Origin of the sequence: Bradyrhizobium sp. CCGE-LA001, assembly GCF_000296215.2 — a bacterium.
Lineage (GTDB): Bacteria > Pseudomonadota > Alphaproteobacteria > Rhizobiales > Xanthobacteraceae > Bradyrhizobium.
The window spans coordinates 4,603,366-4,619,021 of record NZ_CP013949.1 but is presented as its reverse complement, the minus strand read 5'-3'; the positions used below and the strand labels follow the sequence as shown (position 1 = coordinate 4,619,021).

Annotated in this window: 17 protein-coding genes; 15 read left to right on the top strand and 2 right to left on the bottom strand. The window is 65.0% G+C overall.

Annotation, left to right across the window (positions count from 1 at the left end; genetic code table 11):
• Positions 1-320 precede the first annotated feature (320 nt).
• The 11 genes from ldtR to BCCGELA001_RS21365 all read left to right on the top strand — a co-directional run bounded on the left by ldtR (position 321) and on the right by BCCGELA001_RS21365 (position 10,030).
• The gene (gene ldtR, locus BCCGELA001_RS21415) at positions 321-839 is read left to right on the top strand and encodes a transcriptional regulator LdtR (protein WP_008548187.1); all 519 of its coding nucleotides are present in this window, start codon (positions 321-323) and stop codon (positions 837-839) included.
• A 201-nt stretch (positions 840-1,040) separates the two neighbouring features.
• Positions 1,041-1,277 (top strand): hypothetical protein, encoded by a 237-nt coding sequence (locus BCCGELA001_RS21410; protein WP_060737764.1) that lies wholly within the window; start codon positions 1,041-1,043, stop codon positions 1,275-1,277.
• 37 nt (positions 1,278-1,314) lie between these two features.
• Entirely contained in the window at positions 1,315-1,536 is a 222-nt protein-coding gene (locus BCCGELA001_RS21405) for a hypothetical protein (RefSeq protein ID WP_008548182.1), read from the top strand.
• Positions 1,537-1,802: 266 nt separating this feature from the next.
• Positions 1,803-3,101 (top strand): serine hydroxymethyltransferase, encoded by a 1,299-nt coding sequence (gene glyA, locus BCCGELA001_RS21400; protein WP_060736255.1) that lies wholly within the window; start codon positions 1,803-1,805, stop codon positions 3,099-3,101.
• A gap of 29 nt (positions 3,102-3,130) precedes the next feature.
• Entirely contained in the window at positions 3,131-3,613 is a 483-nt protein-coding gene (nrdR, locus tag BCCGELA001_RS21395; RefSeq protein ID WP_011087793.1) for a transcriptional regulator NrdR, read from the top strand.
• Positions 3,610-4,758, top strand: coding sequence for a bifunctional diaminohydroxyphosphoribosylaminopyrimidine deaminase/5-amino-6-(5-phosphoribosylamino)uracil reductase RibD (ribD, locus tag BCCGELA001_RS21390; RefSeq protein WP_060736254.1), 1,149 nt, complete (start codon positions 3,610-3,612; stop codon positions 4,756-4,758). The genes nrdR and ribD overlap by 4 nt, the downstream gene beginning before the upstream one ends.
• Positions 4,758-5,366 (top strand): riboflavin synthase, encoded by a 609-nt coding sequence (locus BCCGELA001_RS21385; RefSeq protein WP_008548174.1) that lies wholly within the window; start codon positions 4,758-4,760, stop codon positions 5,364-5,366. Before ribD ends, BCCGELA001_RS21385 begins: the two co-directional genes overlap by 1 nt.
• A gap of 111 nt (positions 5,367-5,477) precedes the next feature.
• Entirely contained in the window at positions 5,478-5,969 is a 492-nt protein-coding gene (gene ribH / locus BCCGELA001_RS21380) for a 6,7-dimethyl-8-ribityllumazine synthase (protein ID WP_060736253.1), read from the top strand.
• 2 nt (positions 5,970-5,971) lie between these two features.
• Positions 5,972-6,469: a transcription antitermination factor NusB gene (gene nusB / locus BCCGELA001_RS21375; RefSeq protein ID WP_008548172.1), complete on the top strand. Its 498-nt coding sequence runs from the start codon at positions 5,972-5,974 to the stop codon at positions 6,467-6,469.
• A 207-nt stretch (positions 6,470-6,676) separates the two neighbouring features.
• Positions 6,677-7,675 (top strand): thiamine-phosphate kinase, encoded by a 999-nt coding sequence (gene thiL / locus BCCGELA001_RS21370; RefSeq protein ID WP_060736252.1) that lies wholly within the window; start codon positions 6,677-6,679, stop codon positions 7,673-7,675.
• A 234-nt stretch (positions 7,676-7,909) separates the two neighbouring features.
• On the top strand, positions 7,910-10,030 hold the full coding sequence (locus BCCGELA001_RS21365) for a sodium-translocating pyrophosphatase (RefSeq protein ID WP_008548158.1): 2,121 nt from the start codon (positions 7,910-7,912) through the stop codon (positions 10,028-10,030).
• Positions 10,031-10,281: 251 nt separating this feature from the next.
• Here BCCGELA001_RS21365 and BCCGELA001_RS21360 read toward each other — a convergent pair whose 3' ends face one another.
• Together BCCGELA001_RS21360 and BCCGELA001_RS21355 are read right to left on the bottom strand one after the other, a co-directional pair.
• Positions 10,282-11,295, bottom strand: a complete 1,014-nt coding sequence (locus BCCGELA001_RS21360) for a Bug family tripartite tricarboxylate transporter substrate binding protein (RefSeq protein WP_060736251.1) — start codon at positions 11,293-11,295, stop codon at positions 10,282-10,284.
• 214 nt (positions 11,296-11,509) lie between these two features.
• Positions 11,510-11,995: an outer membrane protein assembly factor BamE gene (locus BCCGELA001_RS21355; RefSeq protein ID WP_008548155.1), complete on the bottom strand. Its 486-nt coding sequence runs from the start codon at positions 11,993-11,995 to the stop codon at positions 11,510-11,512.
• Between the two features lie 98 nt (positions 11,996-12,093).
• On the opposite strand from BCCGELA001_RS21355, the gene BCCGELA001_RS21350 reads away from it, so the two are divergent.
• From BCCGELA001_RS21350 to BCCGELA001_RS21335, 4 genes are all read left to right on the top strand, one after another.
• Positions 12,094-12,642, top strand: coding sequence for a ubiquinol-cytochrome C chaperone family protein (locus tag BCCGELA001_RS21350; protein WP_060736250.1), 549 nt, complete (start codon positions 12,094-12,096; stop codon positions 12,640-12,642).
• Positions 12,639-13,208, top strand: coding sequence for a YceD family protein (locus tag BCCGELA001_RS21345; RefSeq protein ID WP_060736249.1), 570 nt, complete (start codon positions 12,639-12,641; stop codon positions 13,206-13,208). The genes BCCGELA001_RS21350 and BCCGELA001_RS21345 overlap by 4 nt, the downstream gene beginning before the upstream one ends.
• A 298-nt stretch (positions 13,209-13,506) precedes the next feature.
• Entirely contained in the window at positions 13,507-14,568 is a 1,062-nt protein-coding gene (gene plsX / locus BCCGELA001_RS21340) for a phosphate acyltransferase PlsX (protein ID WP_060736248.1), read from the top strand.
• Complete coding sequence (locus BCCGELA001_RS21335; protein WP_060736247.1) at positions 14,565-15,545, top strand: beta-ketoacyl-ACP synthase III; 981 nt, start codon at positions 14,565-14,567, stop codon at positions 15,543-15,545. Before plsX ends, BCCGELA001_RS21335 begins: the two co-directional genes overlap by 4 nt.
• Positions 15,546-15,656 lie beyond the last annotated feature (111 nt).

The window sequence follows — 15,656 nt, the reverse complement described above, 5'->3', positions numbered from 1 at the left end:
CTAAAATTTGAGGTAAGTTTTCGTTGACCAGCCGGTTCCGCCACAGCCGTTACTCGCCCGTTTCGAAACGGGGCGGCGCTGTTCTGGAATGCGACAGTTGCGGCGGACGGAGGGTGAACAGGACCTTGCGAAGGTCAACAGACAGTTGCGAAAAGCCCTTGTGGCACAGGCTTAATCCGCAATTCACTGTCTTAAATTCATGATCTCTTTATTCTCTTATTTAAGCCGATCTTCAAACGAGCCCCTTAAGTTGCACCTATCAGACGGGACACAAGTTTCGTCGAATAAGTGTCGATAAAAACGACAACAGGGGAAGTGTCATGATGAAAGCCGTCGCAACTGCGGCAGATACCGCAGAGCGCGTCTCCGGCCAGCAGGGTTCGGTGCAGTCGCTCTATCTGGAAGCTTTGACTCTGGTGGAGCGGCTGCATCGCCGGCTCCTCGACGTGATCAAGGATGAATTCGATCGCCGCGGCCGTGCGGACATCAACTCGGTCCAGGCGCTCTTGCTCTACAACATCGGCGACAAGGAGCTGACCGCGGGCGAGCTGCGTACGCGCGGTTACTATCTCGGTTCCAACGTCTCCTACAATCTGAAGAAGCTCGTCGAGCTCGGCTTCCTCGATCATCAGCGCTCGCGCGTTGACCGCCGCTCGGTGCGCATCCGTCTGACCCCGCAGGGCCAGGAAGTCCGCCGCATCGTCGATGCGCTCTATCAGAAGCACGTCAAGACGGTGGAGCAGGTCGGCGGCATCTCCGGCGAGGAGTTCGCTACCCTGAACAAGTCGCTGCACCGCCTCGAGCGGTTCTGGACCGACCAGATCCTGTATCGGCTCTGAGTTTTCTCGAAGGGATCAAGGCCAAGCCGGCCCGAAACAAGACCGGCAGGCGACCCTGACGTGCCTGACTTCCCCAAGCGCACTGGCCCGGATCCGTCCGGACCGGTGCGTTTTACTTTGTGCAACTGCGAAAAATTCCTCTCCTGGCAAGGAACCAGTTCCGGCCCCGTCGCTTATCTCCATCGGATCGGAGGAATGTCGATGCTGGTCGAGCGCGGACTTCGGGCGATGAACGTGGAACTCGTCAGTGAGGCCTACGCCATTGCCGCGAATTACCTTCGCCGCTCCGGTGCGATCCCCGATACGCTCGTTACCGACGAGCGCCTGCTCGGAATCATCATCAAGCTGCTCCAGCAGGGCGAAATCAACAAGATCAGGCTCGCCAACACGGCGATCGCACGGTTCGAGACGCAGTCCGAGGCCCGCGCGGTTGCCTGATCAAGACTCCCAAATTCCAAGAGAATCAGAGGGTGCCATGGAAGCCGCCATCGACCGCATCATGCAGACCTATGACCTGCTCGCCAACCGCACTGCCGCGGCCAGCGAGGAGGCTCGGGCCAAGGTCACGACCTATCTCAATACGCTGATGGAGGCCGGCGAGAAGGACACCCACAGGTTGACCGTCTGCGGCCTGACCTATCTCCGCCAGCTCGACGGCAGCGTGGACCCGGTGAAGGCGGGCTATACGGGGTTGTAGCTGGCCCGGCTGGGGGCCAGCCGATCACTGGGCGGGGGTAAGGGCCAAAACGGCCTTGGTTCAGGTGTTGGCCGCGGAGCGGCTCGATAAGCCGCCACAGGGCCGAAACCTCCAATCCCCACCATATCTTGCATAAATCTCAGGCTCGACCCGCAAACCCTTGGCCTGTTGCGGGCGATGTGGTAGATCGCGCACGCCGCTTCCGATCGCCACACCAGACCGCCCGTAGCCCGCCAAAAGGCTGCGGCGGTGGAGATATTCGCAAGATGACCTCAGCCAAGACCGCCTCCGCGCCCGATTCGTTTTTCACCGCCTCGCTCGAGCAGGCCGATCCGGAAATCGCCGCCGCCATCAAGGGCGAGCTCGGCCGGCAGCGCCATGAGGTCGAGCTGATCGCCTCCGAGAACATCGTCAGCCGGGCCGTGCTGGAAGCGCAGGGCTCGGTCATGACCAACAAATATGCGGAAGGCTATCCGGGCGCGCGCTACTATGGCGGTTGTGAGTGGGTGGACGTCGCCGAGAACCTCGCGATCGATCGGGCCAAGAAGCTGTTCGGCGCCAAATTCGCCAACGTGCAGCCGAACTCCGGCAGCCAGATGAACCAGGCGGTGTTCCTGGCGCTGCTCCAGCCCGGCGACACCTTCATGGGCCTCGACCTCGCGGCGGGCGGCCATCTCACCCACGGCTCGCCCGTCAACATGAGCGGCAAGTGGTTCAAGGCCGCGCACTACACCGTGCGTCGCGAGGACCAGATCATCGATATGGATGCGGTCGCCAAGCAGGCCGAAGAGGTCAAGCCGAAGCTGATCGTTGCCGGCGGCTCAGCCTATTCGCGGGCCTGGGACTTCAAGCGTTTCCGCGAGATCGCCGACAGCGTCGGCGCCTATCTGCTGGTCGACATGGCGCATTTCGCGGGGCTCGTCGCCGGCGGCGTGCATGCCTCGCCCGTGCCCTATGCCCACATCACGACGACCACGACGCACAAATCGCTGCGCGGACCACGCGGCGGCCTGATGCTGTGGAATGACGAGACGCTCACCAAGAAGTTCAACGGCGCGATCTTCCCGGGCCTGCAGGGCGGCCCGTTGATGCACGTGATCGCGGCGAAGGCGGTGGCCTTCGGCGAGGCGCTGCGCCCGGACTTCAAGGTCTACGCGAAGAACGTCGTCGAGAACGCCAAGGCTCTGGCCGAAGCGATGAAGAGCCACGGCTTCGATATTGTCTCCGGCGGCACCGACAACCATCTGATGCTGGTCGACCTCAGGCCGAAGGGCCTGAAGGGCAACGTCTCGGAGAAGGCGCTGGTCCGCGCCGCCATCACCTGCAACAAGAACGGTATTCCGTTCGACCCCGAAAAGCCGTTCGTCACCTCGGGCTTGCGTCTCGGCACCCCGGCCGCGACAACCCGCGGCTTCGGTGTCGCGGAATTCCAACAGGTCGCCGGTATGATCGCCGAGGTCCTCAACGCGATCGCGCAGTCCGACGACGGCAAGGCGCCGCTGGTCGAAGCCGCGATCAAGGAACGGGTCAAGGCGCTCACCGACCGGTTCCCGATCTATCAGTAAGGCCGAAGCAAACTGGTCAAGGCAATCGGATGCGGTGCCCGAACTGCAATAGTCTCGATACGCAGGTGAAGGACTCGCGTCCGACCGAGGACTCGTCTGTCATTCGCAGGCGGCGCGTATGCGTGGCCTGCAATTTCCGCTTCACCACCTTCGAGCGCGTGCAGCTGCGCGAGCTCACGGTGATTAAGCGCAACGGCCGCCGCGTGCCGTTCGACCGCGACAAGCTGATGCGTTCGGTGCAGATTTCTCTGCGCAAACGGCAGGTCGAGCCGGAGCGGGTGGAGAAGATGGTCTCCACCATCGTGCGCGAGCTCGAGACCGGCGGCGAGGCCGAGATCTCGTCCGAGGTGATCGGCGAGACCGTGATGGAGCATCTGCGCACGCTCGACGATGTCGCCTATGTGCGCTTCGCCTCGGTCTATCGCAATTTCCGCGAAGCCAAGGATTTCGCCGACGTGCTCGGCGAGCTCTCCGGCGAGGAGGAAGCGCGGCTCGCCGCGATCCGCAAATGATCTTCCGCATCCTGGAAGATCAGTTCGCGCAGAAGGCCCGCGAGGCCAAGGACGCCGATCTCCGCTTCATGCAGCTGGCGCTGGCGCTCGGCCGGCGCGGGCAGGGGCGTACCTGGCCGAACCCGGCCGTCGGTGCGGTCATCGTCAAGGACGGGGTCATCGTCGGCCGCGGCTGGACCCAGCCGGGCGGGCGGCCGCATGGCGAGCCCGAGGCCTTGCGGCGGGCCGGCGAGGCGGCGCGGGGCGCCACGCTCTATGTCACGCTTGAGCCATGCTCGCATTTCGGCAAGTCGCCGCCTTGTGCCGATGCGGTGATCGCGGCCGGCATCAAGCGCGTGGTTGCCGCGATCGAAGATCCCAATCCTGAAGTCGCAGGCCGGGGCCATGCGCGGCTGCGCGCCGCCGGTATCACGGTGGATGTGGGCCTGTGCGCGGCAGAGGCCGCGTTCGACCATGCCGGGCATTTCCGCCGCATCAGGGATCACCGCCCGCATGTGATCCTCAAGCTTGCGGTCTCGCCCGACGGCAAGATCGGCGCGGCTGGCGGTAAGCCGGTCGCGATCACGGGCGAAGCCGTGCGCGATCGCGTGCATCTCATGCGCGCGCAGAGCGACGCCATCCTGGTCGGCATCGGCACCGTGCTGGCGGACGATCCCCTTCTCACCTGCCGCCTGCCGGGCATGGCGGCGCGCTCGCCGGTGCGGGTGGTGCTCGACCAGAGCCTGCGCATTCCCGGCGCGAGCAAGCTCGTCCGCACCGCGCGCGAAACGCCGCTCTGGGTGGTGGGCTCCGACCTCGCGGAAGCCGCGGCCGCAACGCGGCTCGGGGCGGCCGGTGCGCAAATGTTGCGCGTGCCTCCGGGCGGTGCAGCGGGGCTCGATCTGCCCGCGGTGCTGCATGCGCTGGCCGAGAAAGGCATCACTCGGCTGATGGTCGAGGGCGGTAGCCGTGTTGCCGCATCCTTTGTCGCGGCCGATCTCGTCGACGAGATCTGGCTGTTCCGTGGGGCGGAAGAGGCGGGCCCTGATGGCGTCGATGCGCTCGATGCATTGCCCCTGTCGAAAATCACGCAGTCGCAGGCCTACAAGGTTCATGCTAGCGAGACATTCGGCAACGATACTCTCACTGTCTACGAGCGCGCGTAATGTTCACCGGCATTGTCACCGATATCGGCGAGATCGTCGGCTTCACGCCGACGGCGCAGGGGCAGCTGCACCGCCTGCGCATCGCCTGCAACTATGACCAGATCACCATTGCCGACGGTGCCTCGATCGCCAGCAACGGCGTGTGCCTGACCGTGGTTGCCTCCGGCGTCGCCGGCGGCAGAACCTGGTACGACGTCGATGCGGCAGCAGAGACGCTGGCGCTGACGACGGCCAAGCACTGGAAGCTGGGCACGAAGCTCAATCTCGAGCGGGCGCTGAAGATCGGCGACGAGCTCGGCGGCCATATCGTCGCCGGTCATGCCGACGGCGTCGCGACGCTTGTCAGCCGCGAGGACCTGCCCGACATGGCGCGGTTCGAGCTCTCGACGACGCGCGAGCTGGCGCGCTTCATCGCCACCAAGGGCTCGATCACGCTCGATGGCGTCTCGCTGACGGTCAATACCGTGAAGGACACGACCTTTTCGGTCCTGATCATCCCGCACACGCTGACGGTCACGACGATCGGCGGCTGGAAGGCGGGAGACGAGGTCAATATCGAGGTCGACCTGATGGCCCGCTATGCGGCGCGGCTGACGGAAATGAAGTGACGGTGATTAAAGATCGTCGTGCGCGGGCTTGACCCGCGCATCCATCCTCTTAAGAGGGGCTTGCCCGATGGATTGCCGGGTCAAGCCCGGCAATGACAGAATAGGTTGACCATGGCAGACGCGCGGCGCGCACCCCTGAAGGACCAGACCGACATTTCCGGCGCCCGCGCGCTGATCGTCGAGGCACGGTTCTATGACGACCTCCAGGACGCGCTTCTGGACGGCGCGGTGGCCGAGCTGAAAGCCGCCGGCCTGACCCATGACGTCATCACGGTTCCCGGCGCGCTGGAGATTCCGGCGGCCATCGCCATCGCCATCGACGCGGCCGCGGCAAACGGCAGGCCCTATGACGCCGTGATCGCGCTGGGCTGCGTCATCCGCGGCGACACCATCCATTTCGAGATCGTCTCGCAGGAATCTTCGCGCGCGCTGATGGATCTTGCCGTGGCGCGCAAGCTGCCGCTCGGCAACGGCATCCTCACCGTCAACAATGAGGATCAGGCCTGGGCGCGGGCGCGCGCCAGCGAGCTCAACAAGGGCGGCGATGCCGCGCGCGCCGCGCTTGCGATGCTGCGCATCAAACGCCGTCTGGCGCAGGCCTGACCATGGCCGACAACACTAAGAAGCCGGCAGGCCCTGCCGAGAAGAAAGCGAACCGGCGCGGTGCGGCGCGGCTCGCCGCCGTGCAGGCGCTCTACCAGATGGACATCGCGGGTGCCGGCATCAACGACATTTTTGCGGAGTTCGAGAGCCATTGGCTCGGCAACGAGGTCGAGGGCGACACCTATCTGCCGGCGGAAGCGGCATTCTTCCGCGACGTCGTCTCGGGGGTCGTGCGTGACCAGAAGAAGCTCGATCCCTTGATCGACGAGGCGCTGTCGAAGGGTTGGCCGTTGAAGCGGATTGAGGCGATCCTGCGCGCGGTGCTGCGGGCAGGGGCCTATGAGCTCCAGCATCGCAAGGATGTGCCCGGCCGCGTCGTGGTCTCCGAATATGTCGACGTCGCCAACGCCTTCGTCGACCGCGAGGAGACCGGCATGGTCAATGCGGTGCTCGACCAGATCGGCCGCCAGTTTCGCGGTGACGAGTTCGGGCGGGGGTAGTCACACATTCCGCTGTCATCACCCGCGAAGGCGGGTGATCCAGTACGCCGTGGCAGCGGTAATCGATATCAGGCGTCTCGGCGTACTGGATCGCCCGGTCCCGGCTCCGCCAAGGCTACGCCGAGGCCAACAGGGGTGCTCGGCTCGCCGAAGCTTTAGCGAAGGCGGCAAGCCGGGCGATGACAGCGGAGTGTAGGGCCGACATCGATGACCACACCGCAAAACCCCTCCGCTGAAGACTCCCTCATCGCCCGCTATTTCAAACCGCTGGCGACCGATCCCGGTGCGTTCTGGCTGGTCGACGATGCTGCCATCCTGCGGTCCTCCGGCGAGGACATCGTCGTCACCACCGATGCCGTCGTCGAGGGTGTGCATTATCTCGCGAGCGATCCCCCTGACACCATCGCGCGCAAGGCGCTGCGGGTGAACCTGTCCGATCTCGCCGCCAAGGGCGCGGTGCCGGCCGGCTTCGTGCTGACGCTGGCGCTACGGAACAAGGAGGACGGCTGGCTCCGGCCGTTTGCGGATGCGCTGGGCGAAGATTCAAAGGGTTTCGGATGCGCGCTGCTCGGCGGCGACACGGTGTCGACCCCGGGACCGCAGATGATCTCGATCACCGCCTTCGGCCGCGTGCCGCGGGGGCGGATGGTTGGCCGCACCGGGGCACGGCCGGGCGACCGCATCCTGGTGACGGGGACGATCGGCGATGCCGCGCTCGGCCTCGACGTGCTCAGCGGCGGCGGGGCGGCCACGGCGCTTGCCTCCGATCCCGCTGCACGGGATTTTCTGATCTCACGCTACCGCGTGCCGCAGCCGCGTAGCGTTCTGGCGCAGGCCGTGCGCGATCATGCGACCGCCGGGATGGACGTCTCCGACGGGCTCGCGGGCGATCTCACCAAGCTTTGCGCAGCCTCCGGCGTCTCGGCCACGGTCGCGGTGGCGAGCGTGCCGCTGTCGGCTGCGGCGGCAGGCCTGATCGCACGCAAGGTCGTCGGCGTCGAGACGCTGCTCGCTGGTGGCGACGACTACGAGGTGCTCTGCACCGTTTCGCCTGCGCAAAGCGATGCACTGATCGCCGCCGGGCGGGCGACCGGCCTCGCTGTGACTGCCATCGGCACGATCATCGAAGGCGGGGCGCCGCCGCGCTTCCTGGACGGGCAGGGCCAGGAACTGACTTTGACGCGGCTCTCCTACAGCCACTTCTAGGAATTGCTCCAAACCGGCAGCTTGGTTCGCAGGACTAGCCCAAATACCTGCCGGGATCGGCTGTTTCGGCCTTATCCGGCGTTGCACCCTCAATTTGATTTTGGCAAGCTTGCGACCGACTAGGGCCGCTCCCTTCGGGCTAGGGGGCGGCCTTGTTCAAAATCAAGGCGCCGCACCGCACGACGGACCACAAAAGGCGCCGGGGGTACATCAAGGATCTGAGGCAATAATCAAATGACAGCATTATGGTTGATAGTGCTCTGCGGAGTGCTTTCCGTCGTCTACGCGATCTGGGCGACGTCTTCGGTGTTGGGTGCGGACGCGGGGTCGCCGCGCATGCAGGAGATCGCAGGGGCGGTGCGCGAAGGCGCACAGGCCTATCTGCGGCGCCAGTACACCACGATTGGTCTCGTCGGCATCGTCATCTTCGTGCTGCTTGCCTATTTCCTTGGACTTTATGTCGCGATCGGTTTCGCCATCGGCGCCATCCTGTCGGGGGCGGCTGGCTTCATCGGCATGAACGTTTCGGTCCGCGCCAATGTGCGCACCGCCCAGGCCGCGACGACCTCGCTCGCTGGCGGCCTCGAGCTCGCCTTCAAGGCCGGCGCCATCACCGGTCTTCTGGTGGCGGGACTCGCGCTGCTCGGTGTGACGCTCTATTTCGCCTTCCTCGTCCACTCGCTGAAGCTCGCGCCCGACAGCCGTGTCGTGGTTGACGCCCTCGTGGCGCTCGGCTTCGGCGCCTCGCTGATCTCGATCTTCGCCCGTCTCGGCGGCGGCATCTTCACCAAGGGTGCCGACGTCGGCGGCGACCTTGTCGGCAAGGTCGAGGCCGGCATTCCCGAGGACGACCCGCGCAACCCGGCGACCATCGCCGACAACGTCGGTGACAATGTCGGCGACTGCGCCGGCATGGCCGCCGACCTGTTCGAAACCTATGCGGTGACCGCGGTTGCCACCATGGTGCTGGCGGCGATCTTCTTCGCCAAGACGCCGATCCTCGCCAGCATGATGACGCTGCCGCTCGCTATCGGCGGCATCTGCATCATCACCTCGATCATCGGCACTTTCTTCGTCAAGCTCGGGCCGAGCCAGTCGATCATGGGTGCGCTCTACAAGGGCCTGATCGCGACTGGCGTGCTGTCGTTGGTCGGCATCGCGCTGGTGATCCACTACCTGATCGGCTTTGGCAAGCTCGACGGCGTCAACTACACCGGCATGGCGCTGTTCGAGTGCGGCGTGATCGGTCTCGTCGTCACCGCGCTGATCATCTGGATCACCGAATACTACACCGGCACCGACTACCGTCCGGTGAAGTCGATCGCCCAGTCCTCGGTCACCGGCCACGGCACCAACGTGATCCAGGGCCTCGCCATCTCGATGGAAGCGACCGCGTTGCCTGCGATCGTCATCATCGCCGGCATCCTGGTCACCTACAGCCTCGCCGGACTGTTCGGCATCGCCATCGCGACCGCCACCATGCTGGCGCTGGCCGGCATGATCGTCGCGCTCGACGCCTTCGGCCCCGTCACCGACAATGCCGGCGGCATTGCCGAGATGGCGGGGCTGCCGAAGGAGGTGCGCAAGTCGACCGACGCGCTCGACGCGGTCGGCAACACCACCAAGGCGGTCACCAAGGGCTACGCGATCGGCTCGGCCGGTCTCGGCGCCCTGGTGCTGTTCGCGGCCTACAACGAGGACCTCAAGTTCTTCATTGCGGGTTCCGCGCAGCATCCCTACTTCGCCGGCGTCAATCCGGACTTCTCGCTCAACAACCCCTACGTCGTGGTGGGCCTGTTGTTCGGCGGTCTGCTGCCGTACCTGTTCGGCGCAATGGGCATGACGGCCGTCGGCCGTGCCGCCGGTGCGATCGTCGAGGAGGTGCGGCGCCAATTCCGCGAGAAGCCGGGCATCATGCAGGGCACCGACAAGCCCGATTACGGCAAGGCGGTCGACCTGCTGACGAGGGCGGCGATCAAGGAGATGATCATCCCCTCGCTGCTTCCGGTGCTGTCGCCGATCGTGGTCTATTTCGTGATCTACGCGATCGCGGGCGGTGGCGCGGCCGGTAAGTCGGCGGCGTTCTCGGCCGTCGGCGCAATGCTGCTCGGCGTGATCGTGACGGGCCTGTTCGTCGCGATCTCCATGACCTCGGGCGGCGGCGCCTGGGACAACGCCAAAAAGTACATCGAGGACGGTCACTTCGGCGGCAAGGGCAGTGATGCCCACAAGTCGGCAGTGACCGGCGATACCGTCGGAGATCCCTACAAGGACACGGCCGGCCCCGCCGTGAACCCGATGATCAAGATCACGAACATCGTGGCCCTGCTGCTGCTGGCGATTTTGGCGCACTGAGCGGCGAGAGCTCTACAAGACAAAACCCCGCGGCGCGAGCCGCGGGGTTTTTGTTCGACGAATTGCACACTCTCACCGCGTCATCGCGAGCGCAGCGTCAATCTCACTGTCATCGCCCGCGCAGGCGGGCGATCCAGTATTCCAGAGGCGATGATGGGATACTGATAGGGCGCGGCGTACTGGATTCCCCGCCTTCGCGGGGAATGACAGCAGTGTTGGGCGCTATCCTTGTGCCAGCTCCTCTTGAGCGCCTACTGCACGTCCATCTGCAGCCCTTCCTTCTGGATGATGCCGGCGAACTTCTTCGTCTCGGCGTCCACGAAGGCGGCGAATTGCTGCGGCGTGCCGTAATCGGCGCGGGCGCCCATGGCGGCGATCTGCTTCTTGACGTCCTCGCGCTCCAGCATCGCCTTCACCTGAAGATTGAGCGCGTTCAGCACCTCCGGCGAGACCCCCTTCGGCAGGAACACGGAGAACCAGGACGACACGTCGAAGTTCGCCAGCTCCGGCGCGCTCTCGCGCATGGTCGGCAGGTCTTTCGCGAGATCGCTCCGCTCGGGCGTGGTGACGCAGAGACCGTTGAGCGTGCCGCTCTGCACCTGCGGCAGGCTCGGATAGAGATTGTCGAACAGGATCTGGATGTCGCCGGCAAGCGCAGCCTGGAGCGCAGGGCCGGCGCCGCGGAACGGGATGTGGGTCATCTTCAGCCCGGTGAGCTGAAGGAACCAGGCGCCGGTGAGGTGAGGGCTCTGGCCGACGCCGGACGAGGCGTAGCTGAGCTTGTCCGGATTGGACTTCAGGTATGCGATCAATTCGGGAATCGACTTGATGCCCGTCTTCGGATGGGCCGACACGATGTTCGGAATCCGGATCATGTTGGAGACCGGCTGAAGCTGGTCCGGCTTGTAGGAGAGGTTCTTGAAGATGCTGTAGGCGATCGCGTTCGGCCCGGGATTGCCGACCAGGATGGTCTGACCGTCAGGCTTGGCGCGGACGGCCTCGGCCGTTCCGATCGTGCCGCCGCCGCCCGAGCGGTTCTCCACGACGGCCGACTGACCCCAGGCGGTTTGCAAATGAGCAGCCAGCAGCCGGCCCATGACGTCGGTCGAGCCGCCGGCGGCGGCCGGTACGATGAGACGAACGGTCTCGGTCGGCTTCCAATCGGCGAGGCTCGATCGTGGCAGGATCGCTGCGGCCGAGAGGCCGGCAATTCCAGTGAGCACGCGACGGCGGGACAACGAAATGTTCTGAAGTTTCTTGGGCACGAATCCACTCCCTGCTTCTTGCTTGCAGCGAGCGTAAGGGAACGCGGCACGCGGCCGCAAGTCGCGCATGGCGGCAAGTGTGGCGTGGACAGCGGCAGGACGCCGCAGGCTCGCGCCATTTACCTTCCGATGGAATTACAACGACTCTAGAGCTGGTCTTGACGTGTTTTGTTCAGGCGAAGCGGCATCCGCTTCGCCCGAAAGCGCCCGCGACTCAGTTGAAGCTCAGCAGCTTGAACAGCGGCGCGAGGTAGCTCATCTCCTGACCCGACGTCGCCGTGGTGCGGCTGATGAAGTCGAAGATCTTGCCGTCCTGCAGGCCGTAATTCGCCAGCCGGCGCACGCGCCGGTTCTTGTCGAAATAGATCGCGATGACGCGCTGATCGACCACCTTCTGGTTCATGAAGGCGACCGGGCGCTCGGAGCGCTGCGAGATGTAGTAGAACACCTCACCGTCGAGGGTTGCGACGGTGGAGGGCGTGCCCATCACGATCAGCACCTGGTCCTGGCTCGCGCCGATCGGAATCTGCTCCAGCGCGCCGGGCGGCAGGATGTAGCCCTTCTGGAATTGCTCGCCGGTGCAGCCCGCGAGCGCTGCGCCCACCAGGGTCGCAGCCGCGAGCATGCGCAAGCCGCGCCAGCGTGCATGAAGGCCGCGCCGCTTCTCAGCGCGCTGGCTGCTGTGGTTCGTTATCGTCATTGCGGAACTGATTCCGTCCCCTTGCGTCGCGCGAGGCGCTGAAGTACCGGGCTGGGCGTCTGAATGCAACTCGCGCGCGCCCGCTTGCGGAAACCACAATGCTTTGGCCGTTCAATCACTTCAGGAAACCCCGGCTAGCCCCGGGCACCATCGAGGCCATCTATGGCATGATCGTGACGCAGGCGCGAGAACCCATATTTTACCGGGACTTGGGGGTGCCGGATACGGTTAACGGGCGTTTCGACCTGTTGCTGCTGCACCTCTGGCTGCTGCTGCGCCGCCTGCGCACGGTCCAAGGCGCCACGGAGCTGTCCCAGGCGCTGTTCGATCGCTTCTGCGAAGACATGGACGACAATCTGCGCGAAATGGGGGTGGGCGACCAGACCGTGCCGAAGCGGATGAAGGCTTTTGGTGAGGCCTTTTACGGCCGCGCCCGGGCCTATGATCAGGCCATGGAGGGAGGCGGCGAGGCGCTGGCATTGGCCATCTGCAAGAATATCTTGAACGGGAGCGGCATGGATCAGGCGCAGAGGCTTGCGGCCTATGCCCGGGCCACCGAAGCCGATCTCGGCCGGGCTGACGAGGCGGCGCTACTCCGCGCGTCCTTCAAGTTTCCTCCCGCGCTTCCAGAGGATGTCACACCATGAGTCGACCGACGACCGGATCAGTGCCCGATCCCTGGCGGGCGCCAATCATCGTGGCGCAGGTCCCCGAGACCGGCCTGCATCGCGAGCTCGAGGCATCAGTGGCCGAGCGGCAGGCCATGGCCGAGCTCGCGGGCCTGCGGGAGATCCTGTCCGCCCATGCCAGCTTCGATGTCGTGCCAAAGAGCGGCGGCCGGGTCCAGGTCACGGGATTGGTTCGCGGCCGTGTCGGCCAGACCTGCGTCGTGACGCTCGATCCGATCGAGAGCGAGATCGAGGAGGAGGTGGACCTGATATTCGCCCCCGAAGCCGAGGCGCGCCGGCTCGCCGACCTGATCGAGGAGGGGCAGGACGACGAAGAGCCGCCGGAGGTCGCCGATCCTCCGGAGGCGATCGTCAACGGCATCATCGACCTCGGCCGCCTCGCCACCGATGCGCTGTTCCTGGCGATTGATCCCTATCCACGCAAGGAGGGGGCTGTGTTCGAGGCGGAGGTCACTGCCCCCGATCCGGAGGACCATCCGTTCGCAGCGCTGAAGGCGCTTCAGGACGGGAAGAAGGGCAAATAGGCTGGGCATATCCGGCCGGGTCGCTTGGGGCGGGACATGAGCTGTCTACCGTGATGGTTTGAAGGGCGCCTATATCCGATTGATTTCGATGTATTTCTCGCCAGTTCATCGGTCCGTTCCCGGATCGCTCGGAATGCAAAAGGCTGGGGGCAAGAGGTTGTTTCGGGGGTACAAAACGCTATTGTCGCGCCCCGGTTCGGGTGCGGCGTGGCGCTTGGCCGGTCGCCATGTCCATGGCGAGCCCATTTTGCGGCCCCGCTGATTCAAGACCGCACCAGACCAGGTTTCCAGGACTTTCATGCCAAGCAAGGTTCGCATCGCGCTGGACGCCATGGGGGGCGATGTCGGTCCCGCCGTGGTCATCCCCGGCGCGGCCATCTCGCTTGGCCGGCATCGCGACAGCGAGTTCCTGCTGGTCGGCGACCGCGCCAGGATCGAGCCCGAGCTCGACAAGCACCCGAAGCTGAAAGCAGTCTCCCGGATCATCCATACCGACGTCGCCGTCAGCATGGAGGACAAGCCGAGCCAGGCTCTGCGGCGCGGTCGCAAGACCTCCTCGATGTGGCTTGCGATCGATGCGGTGAAGAAAGGCGAGGCGGATGTCGCGATCTCGGCCGGCAATACCGGTGCGCTGATGGCGATGGCCCGCTTCCATTTGCGCACGCTGCCGGGCATCGATCGCCCGGCCATCTCCGCGATCTGGCCGACCCGGCGCGGCGAATCCGTGGTGCTCGACCTCGGCGCCACGCTCGGGGGCGATGCCCACCATCTGGTCTCGATGGCGGTCATGGGCGCGGCCAAGGCGAGCGTGCTGTTCAACAAGACGCGGCCCACGGTCGGGCTCCTCAACATCGGGGCCGAGGAAATCAAGGGCCATGAGGAGATCCGCGAGGCCAGCGAGATCCTGCGTGCGCGGAACCTGCCGGAGCTCGACTATATCGGCTTCGTCGAGGGCGACGGTATCGGCAAGGGGCTGGCCGACGTTATCGTCACCGAGGGCTTCAGCGGCAACATCGCGCTGAAGGCTGCCGAAGGAACCGCACGGCAGATGGCGGAATTACTTCGGAACGAGATGCAGCGGAGCTGGCTGTCCAAGCTCGGCTATCTCTTCGCCCGCAGCGCCTTCCAGGCCCTGCGCGACAAGATGGACCCCAACAAGTCCAATGGCGGCGTGCTGCTGGGACTGAACGGGGTGGTGGTCAAGAGCCACGGCGGAACCAACGCCGAAGGCTTTGCCTATGCGATCGATGTTGGCTATGAGATGGCTCACTACGATCTCCTGAACAAGATCAATCAGATGCTCAACCGCGAGGGTGGTGCACTCAGTTCGGTGCAGGCCGCGCAGGAGGCTGTTTCGTGACGAAAATTCGTTCGGTCGTACTCGGCTGCGGCTCTTATCTGCCGGAGCAGGTGGTGACCAACGCCCAATTGGCGGCGCGGATCGACACCTCCGACGAGTGGATCGTGCAGCGCACCGGCATCCGCGAGCGGCATGTCGCCGCCGAAGGCGAGTTCACCTCGCATCTCGCGATCAAGGCGGCGCAGGCCGCGCTGACTGACGCCGGCGTGGATGCGCAATCGATCGAGCTGATCGTGCTGGCGACCTCGACCCCGGACAACACGTTCCCAGCGACCGCCGTCGCCGTGCAGCACGGGCTCGGCATCAACCATGGCGCGGCCTTCGACCTCCAGGCAGTGTGCTCGGGCTTCGTGTTCGCGCTCGCCACCGCCGACAATTTCCTGCGCACCGGCGCCTACAAGCGCGCGCTGGTGATCGGTGCCGAGACCTTCTCGCGCATCCTCGACTGGAACGACCGCGGCACCTGCGTGCTGTTCGGCGACGGCGCCGGCGCGGTGGTGCTGGAGGCGCAGGAGCAGCCGGGCAATGCGGCGACCGACCGCGGCATCGTCACAACACATTTGCGCTCCGACGGCCGCCACAAGGCCAAGCTGTTCGTCGACGGCGGGCCGTCCTCGACCCAGACCGTCGGTCATCTGCGCATGGAGGGCCGCGAGGTCTTCAAGCACGCCGTCGGCATGATCACCGACGTGATCGTCGATGCCTTCCAGGCGACGGGGCTGAATGCCGACAGCATCGACTGGTTCGTGCCGCACCAGGCCAACAAGCGAATCATCGACGCCTCCGCCCACAAGCTGCACATCGCGCCCGAGAAGGTGGTGCTGACGGTGGACCGGCACGGCAACACCTCGGCGGCCTCGATCCCCTTGGCGCTCTCGGTGGCGCGCAAGGACGGCCGCATCAAGAAAGGCGACCTGGTGCTGCTGGAAGCCATGGGTGGCGGCTTCACCTGGGGCTCCGCGCTCGTGCGCTGGTAGCAACAGTCCATAAAATTTTGGCCGAATCAGCGCCGATTATCGATACGTCTGTATTGATGAGCGCTGTTGACCGCCGTATCGTAACCTCCTAATTTCAGACAACAATTGTTC

What these genes read in the sequence shown, in the direction of transcription:
- ldtR (WP_008548187.1), top strand. Translation starts at nt 321, where the DNA reads ATGATGAAAGCCGTCGCAACTGCGGCAGATACCGCAGAGCGCGTCTCC.
- BCCGELA001_RS21410 (WP_060737764.1), top strand. Translation starts at nt 1,041, where the DNA reads ATGCTGGTCGAGCGCGGACTTCGGGCGATGAACGTGGAACTCGTCAGT.
- BCCGELA001_RS21405 (WP_008548182.1), top strand. Translation starts at nt 1,315, where the DNA reads ATGGAAGCCGCCATCGACCGCATCATGCAGACCTATGACCTGCTCGCC.
- glyA (WP_060736255.1), top strand. Translation starts at nt 1,803, where the DNA reads ATGACCTCAGCCAAGACCGCCTCCGCGCCCGATTCGTTTTTCACCGCC.
- nrdR (WP_011087793.1), top strand. Translation starts at nt 3,131, where the DNA reads ATGCGGTGCCCGAACTGCAATAGTCTCGATACGCAGGTGAAGGACTCG.
- ribD (WP_060736254.1), top strand. Translation starts at nt 3,610, where the DNA reads ATGATCTTCCGCATCCTGGAAGATCAGTTCGCGCAGAAGGCCCGCGAG.
- BCCGELA001_RS21385 (WP_008548174.1), top strand. Translation starts at nt 4,758, where the DNA reads ATGTTCACCGGCATTGTCACCGATATCGGCGAGATCGTCGGCTTCACG.
- ribH (WP_060736253.1), top strand. Translation starts at nt 5,478, where the DNA reads ATGGCAGACGCGCGGCGCGCACCCCTGAAGGACCAGACCGACATTTCC.
- nusB (WP_008548172.1), top strand. Translation starts at nt 5,972, where the DNA reads ATGGCCGACAACACTAAGAAGCCGGCAGGCCCTGCCGAGAAGAAAGCG.
- thiL (WP_060736252.1), top strand. Translation starts at nt 6,677, where the DNA reads ATGACCACACCGCAAAACCCCTCCGCTGAAGACTCCCTCATCGCCCGC.
- BCCGELA001_RS21365 (WP_008548158.1), top strand. Translation starts at nt 7,910, where the DNA reads ATGACAGCATTATGGTTGATAGTGCTCTGCGGAGTGCTTTCCGTCGTC.
- BCCGELA001_RS21355 (WP_008548155.1), bottom strand. Translation starts at nt 11,995, where the DNA reads ATGACGATAACGAACCACAGCAGCCAGCGCGCTGAGAAGCGGCGCGGC.
- BCCGELA001_RS21350 (WP_060736250.1), top strand. Translation starts at nt 12,094, where the DNA reads ATGCTTTGGCCGTTCAATCACTTCAGGAAACCCCGGCTAGCCCCGGGC.
- BCCGELA001_RS21345 (WP_060736249.1), top strand. Translation starts at nt 12,639, where the DNA reads ATGAGTCGACCGACGACCGGATCAGTGCCCGATCCCTGGCGGGCGCCA.
- plsX (WP_060736248.1), top strand. Translation starts at nt 13,507, where the DNA reads ATGCCAAGCAAGGTTCGCATCGCGCTGGACGCCATGGGGGGCGATGTC.